This window comes from Streptomyces sp. NPDC060209 (assembly GCF_042728155.1).
Lineage (GTDB): Bacteria > Actinomycetota > Actinomycetes > Streptomycetales > Streptomycetaceae > Streptomyces.
Map to the genome: position 1 here is coordinate 1 of NZ_JBHWZS010000467.1, position 4,722 is coordinate 4,722.

4 protein-coding genes are annotated in these 4,722 nt (G+C 70.2%); all 4 read right to left on the reverse strand.

Annotated features, from left to right (window positions below; all coding sequences use genetic code 11):
• Positions 1–24: 24 nt before the first annotated feature.
• The 4 genes from ACFWFI_RS41135 to ispG all read right to left on the reverse strand — a co-directional run bounded on the left by ACFWFI_RS41135 (position 25) and on the right by ispG (position 4,565).
• A complete protein-coding gene (locus ACFWFI_RS41135; RefSeq protein ID WP_387400834.1) occupies positions 25–1,728 on the reverse strand; it encodes a proline--tRNA ligase in 1,704 nt (567 codons plus the stop codon).
• A gap of 75 nt (positions 1,729–1,803) precedes the next feature.
• Positions 1,804–2,379, reverse strand: coding sequence for a GNAT family N-acetyltransferase (locus tag ACFWFI_RS41140; RefSeq protein WP_387400836.1), 576 nt, complete (start codon positions 2,377–2,379; stop codon positions 1,804–1,806).
• A gap of 29 nt (positions 2,380–2,408) precedes the next feature.
• Complete coding sequence (locus ACFWFI_RS41145; protein WP_387400838.1) at positions 2,409–3,254, reverse strand: GNAT family N-acetyltransferase; 846 nt, start codon at positions 3,252–3,254, stop codon at positions 2,409–2,411.
• 153 nt (positions 3,255–3,407) lie between these two features.
• Entirely contained in the window at positions 3,408–4,565 is a 1,158-nt protein-coding gene (gene ispG, locus ACFWFI_RS41150) for a flavodoxin-dependent (E)-4-hydroxy-3-methylbut-2-enyl-diphosphate synthase (RefSeq protein WP_387400840.1), read from the reverse strand.
• Positions 4,566–4,722: the final 157 nt, after the last annotated feature.

A 4,722-nucleotide genomic window follows, 5' to 3' on the forward strand; every position in this document is an offset into this window, starting at 1 on the left:
GGGCCCTCTGTGCTGTCCGGCCGGTCAGCCCTGGTCGGTCAGACGGGCGATCGCCTCGTCGACGGTGAGCTCCTCGCGCTCGCCCGTGCGACGGTCCTTCAGCTCCAGGACGCCCTCGGCCGAACGGCGGCCGGCGACAAGGATCTTCGGGACACCGATGAGCTCGGAGTCGGTGAACTTGACGCCCGGCGAGACTCCCGGGCGGTCGTCGACCAGGACGCGCAGCCCGGCGGCGTTCAGCTTCTCGGAGACCTCGAGGGCCAGCTCGGTCTGGAGCGCCTTGCCGGCGGCGACGACGTGCACGTCGGCCGGGGCGATCTCGCGGGGCCAGCACAGGCCCTTGTCGTCGGCGGTCTGCTCGGCGAGGGCGGCCACCGCGCGGGAGACGCCGATGCCGTACGAGCCCATGGTGACGCGGACCGGCTTGCCCTGCTGGCCGAGGACGTCGAGGGAGAAGATGTCGGCGTACTTGCGGCCGAGCTGGAAGATGTGACCGATCTCGATGGCGCGGTCCACCTGGAGGCCGGTGCCGCAGTTGGGGCAGGGGTCGCCCGCCTCGACGACGACGACGTCGAGGTAGTCGTCGACCTCGAAGTCGCGGCCCGCGACGACGTTCTTCGCGTGCGTGCCCTCCTTGTTCGCGCCGGTGATCCAGGCGGTGCCGGCGGCGACGCGGGGGTCGGCGATGTAGCGGACCTTCTCCAGGCCGTGCGGGCCGACGTAGCCGCGCACCAGGTCGGGGCGGCCCACGAAGTCCTCGGCGGTGACGAGCTCGACGACCGCGGGGGCGAGGTGCTCGCCGAGCTTGCCCAGGTCGACCTCGCGGTCGCCGGGCACGCCCACGGCCACGATCTCGCCGTCGACCTTGACCAGGAGGTTCTTCAGGGTGGCGGAGGCCTGGACGCCGAGGTGGGCGGCGAGCGACTCGATGGTCGGGGTGTCGGGGGTGTCCAGCTCCTCGACCGGTCCGGTCGCCGAGGCGTCGGCGACGGCCGTGACCTTGTACGTCACGGCCTCGGTGTTGGCGGCGTAGTCGCAGTTCGGACAGTCGACGAAGGTGTCCTCACCGGCGGGCGCGGGGGCGAGGAACTCCTCGGAGGCGGAGCCGCCCATGGCGCCGGAGACGGCGGAGACGATGCGGTGGTCGAGGCCGAGGCGCTCGAAGATCCGGATGTAGGCGGCGCGGTGCAGCTGGTACGCCTCGGCCAGGCCCTCGTCGGTGGTGTCGAAGGAGTACGAGTCCTTCATCTGGAACTCGCGGCCGCGCAGCACACCGGCGCGGGGGCGGGCCTCGTCGCGGTACTTGGTCTGGATCTGGTAGAGGATCACGGGCAGGTCCTTGTAGGACGAGCACATGTCCTTGACGACCTGGGTGAAGATCTCCTCGTGGGTGGGGCCGAGGAGGTAGTCGGCGCCCTTGCGGTCCTTCAGCCTGAACAGCAGGTCGCCGTACTCGTCGTACCGGCCGCTCGCCTCGTACGCCTCCTTGGGCAGCAGCGCGGGGAGCAGTACCTCCTGGCCGCCGATGGCGTCCATCTCCTCGCGGACGACGCGGGTGATGTTCTCCAGGACCTTCTTGCCGAGCGGCAGCCACGACCAGATGCCGGCCGCGGTGCGGCGTACGTAACCGGCGCGGACGAGGAGCTTGTGGTTGAGCGTCTCGGCGTCCGCCGGGTCGTCGCGCAGTGTCTTGATCATCAATCGGGACATGCGCTGGACCTGGGCCATGGTGAACTCCTGCTCGGAAGGGTGGTGAGCCCGAGGTTAGCCGGGGGGCCCGCGCGGGCGGAAATCGATTCGGTCTCAGCCGCGGCGCAGCGGAAGGGGCGCGCCCATCACCGCGTACGGCTTGGGCGCGCTCGGGAAGAGCACCTGCCGGGCCAGGTCCTGGTAGCCCAGGGCGCGGTAGAGGCCGCGAGCGGGGCTGTCGGTGTCGATCGCGGAGAGGATGGACCGGGGCAGGTCCACGCCGTCCGTGATGGTGGTGATCAGGCTGCGGCCGATACCGCGCTGCTGGAACTCCGGGTGGACGTGGAGTTCGGTGATCACGAACGAGTCGTCGAGCCAGCCCTCGGATCCGGTGGCGCGCAGATACGGTTCGACGACGGTGGACCACCAGTGCGTCCGGTTGTTCGGAAGCCCGTAGACGAATCCGACGAGCCGCCCGTCGGCCGCGACGGCGCCGAAGGCGAGGGCCTGCGGGTGGTCTAGGTGGCGCAGCACGATATGGCGGCGTACGTCGATCTCGTCCTGGGTGAGGCCGAAGGCGAGGGCCTGCACGGCGAGCGCCTCGTCGACGCGGGCGGCGAGGTCGAGCGGTCCGACCACGATGTCGGGGGTCCCGGAGCCCCAGGGGGACATGGGGGTTGCTGCTGCCATGCGGGAACCCTACTGGCCGTACCGTCCGGTCAGAACAGCACGCTCATGAATGCGCCCGTCTCCTGGAAGCCGACGCGGCTGTAGGCCCTGCGCGCGGCGGTGTTGTAGTCGTTCACGTACAGGCTGACGACCGGTGCCACGTCGGTGAGCGCGTAGCGCAGGACGGCCGCCATGCCCGTTTCGGAGAGTCCCCGGCCCCGGGCTTCGGGGGCGACCCAGACGCCCTGGATCTGGCAGGCGTGGGGGGTGGCCGCGCCGATCTCCGCCTTGAAGAGGACCTTGCCGTCCTCGATGCGGGCGAAGGACCGGCGGGTGGCGATCAGTTCGGCGACCCGTGCCTGGTAGAGGAGCCCGCCGTCGCCGGCCAGCGGGGAGATGCCGACCTCCTCGGTGAACATGGCCACGCAGGCCGGCATGAGGACGTCCATCTCCTCCTTGCGGACCCTGCGCACGAGCGGGTCGGGTGCCACCTCCGCCGAAGGGCGCTCGGTCACCATGAGCGGCTGGTTGGGCCGGACCTCACGGGCGGGGCCCCAGCTGGGTTCGAGCAGGCGCCACAGCTGGGCCGTGGGGCCTGCGGGGCCGACGATCGAGGAGCAGCGGCGGCCGGCCCGCCGGGCGCGGTCCGCGAAGGCCCTGACGGCCTCGGGGGTGGCGCAGATGGGCACGAGGTTGGCCCCGGAATAGCAGAGCGAGCGCAGTCGGCCGTCGGCGTACCAGCCCCACATCTCGCCGCCGAGTCGCCACGGATCGAGCCCGGCGACCTGGACGCGGGAGGTGACGAACGCGTTGTCCACGGGTTCGCTCTCGAGGATGGCGAGCGCGGCAGGGAGCTCGCCGGGGTCGAGGACCCGGGTAGTGGTCTGCGTCAACACTGGGGCCTCACCAAACGGTCTACTGATGTCCGCACTGTACCCGCCAAGGCTGTGGGGTGCCGCCCCGCACGGGGAAGGGCCGGTGGGCGGGGGAACGCACGGCTGTGCCCCGCAGGCACGGCCTGCGGGGCACTGGGCGCGGAAGGCGGGAGGTCAGCCGGCGATGGAGACCTGGGGCTCGCCCGAGGCGATGCCGTCCTTCTCCATCTGCTCCGCGATCTTCATGGCTTCCTCGATGAGGGTCTCGACGATCTTCGACTCCGGGACGGTCTTGATGACCTCGCCCTTCACGAAGATCTGGCCCTTGCCGTTGCCGGACGCCACTCCCAGATCGGCCTCACGGGCCTCACCCGGACCGTTCACGACACAGCCCATCACCGCGACCCGCAGCGGGACCTCCATGCCCTCCAGACCCGCACTCACCTGGTCCGCGAGCTTGTACACATCCACCTGCGCTCGCCCGCAGGACGGGCAGGAGACGATCTCCAGACGCCGCTGCTTCAGATTCAGCGCCTCCAGGATCTGAAGACCGACCTTGACCTCCTCCGCCGGAGGAGCCGACAACGACACCCGGATCGTGTCCCCGATCCCCTCCGACAGGAGCGCACCGAACGCCACCGCGGACTTGATCGTGCCCTGGAACGCCGGACCCGCCTCCGTCACACCCAGGTGCAGCGGATAGTCGCTCTGGGCCGCCAGCTGACGGTAGGCGTTCACCATCACGACCGGGTCGTTGTGCTTCACCGAGATCTTGATGTCCCGGAAGCCGTGCTCCTCGAACAGCGACGCCTCCCACAGCGCCGACTCCACCAGGGCCTCCGGCGTCGCCTTGCCGTACTTCTTCAGCAGTCGCGCGTCCAGCGAGCCCGCGTTCACCCCGATACGGATCGGTGTGCCCGCGTCCCCCGCCGCCTTCGCGATCTCCCGGACCTTGTCGTCGAACTGCTTGATGTTGCCCGGGTTCACCCGGACCGCCGCACAGCCCGCGTCGATCGCCGCGAACACGTACTTCGGCTGGAAGTGGATGTCCGCGATCACCGGGATCTGCGACTTCCTCGCGATCGTCGCCAACGCGTCCGCGTCGTCCTGCGTGGGACACGCCACCCGCACGATCTGACAACCCGACGCTGTCAGCTCCGCGATCTGCTGCAACGTCGCGCCGATGTCCGACGTACGCGTCGTCGTCATCGACTGCACCGACACCGGTGCGTCCCCACCGACCGCCACCGACCCGACCTGGATCTGACGGCTGACCCGTCGGTCGGCGAGCTTGGTCGGAACGTCCGGCATTCCGAGAGAAATCGCAGTCATGCGCTGAGCATCCCCAAGGTGTGGATCAGTGTGGATCGAGCTCCCGAGAACGGCGGGCTCCGGGATTCGAGGTTACGGCACCGGAGGGGACCGGGGCGCACCCCGTCACCGAGCAGGTTCCGTGGTGTGCGGCCGGACGCCCGTCCGGGTGTCCGGC

What these genes read in the sequence shown, in the direction of transcription:
- ACFWFI_RS41135 (WP_387400834.1), bottom strand. Translation starts at nt 1,728, where the DNA reads ATGGCCCAGGTCCAGCGCATGTCCCGATTGATGATCAAGACACTGCGC.
- ACFWFI_RS41140 (WP_387400836.1), bottom strand. Translation starts at nt 2,379, where the DNA reads ATGGCAGCAGCAACCCCCATGTCCCCCTGGGGCTCCGGGACCCCCGAC.
- ispG (WP_387400840.1), bottom strand. Translation starts at nt 4,565, where the DNA reads ATGACTGCGATTTCTCTCGGAATGCCGGACGTTCCGACCAAGCTCGCC.